Raw genomic sequence first — 632 nt, 5'->3', positions numbered from 1 at the left:
CTTCAAGCCGCAAAAGAACTGATACCAGAAGGTGTCGGCACACCCGAAATGGGGCCAAACACCTCAGGGCTAGGCCAAGTATTTCAGTACCTTCTTATTTCAGATAAAGATGCAGGCTATGATGCTATGGCACTCAGGAGTCTCAATGATTGGGTAGTAAAATTACTCGTTATGCCTGTCGATGGTGTTACTGATGTACTCTCCTTTGGAGGTATTGTTAGGCAGTACCAAGTAAATGTAGATCCATCTAAGCTTCTTTCTTATAACCTAACGCAAGAAGACGTTGTTGGTGCCCTAGATAACAACAATGCCAATGTTGGCGGATGGTATATGAACCGTGGGCAAGAGCAGCTTGTTATTAGAGGTGCAGGTTGGTTTGAAAGTGGTGACGCTGGTATTAGTAATATCAAACAAGTTCCCGTCAAAACAGTTGATGGGACAGTTGTGACGGTTTCGGATATTGCTAAAGTTGAAATGGGCAGTGAAATTCGTCAAGGTGCTGTCACAATGACGCGCAAAACCGAAGACGGTAAAGTCGAAAATTTAGGTGAAGTTGTCTCTGGCATTGTCTTAAAACGCATGGGGTCTAATACTAAAGCCACCATTGATGGTATCAATGCAAGAATCCCATT

The 632-nt window shown here is 43.5% G+C and carries 1 protein-coding gene; it reads left to right on the top strand.

What is annotated here, in order from left to right:
- Window positions 1-632: efflux RND transporter permease subunit (locus tag PSI06_RS21080; RefSeq protein ID WP_273604823.1), on the top strand; the 632-nt coding region annotated here is incomplete at both ends.

Origin of the sequence: Pseudoalteromonas sp. GABNS16E, from assembly GCF_028598715.1 — a bacterium.
Lineage (GTDB): Bacteria > Pseudomonadota > Gammaproteobacteria > Enterobacterales > Alteromonadaceae > Pseudoalteromonas > Pseudoalteromonas atlantica.
The sequence above is the reverse complement of the archived record's forward strand: the minus strand, read 5'-3'. Positions and strand labels throughout refer to the sequence as shown.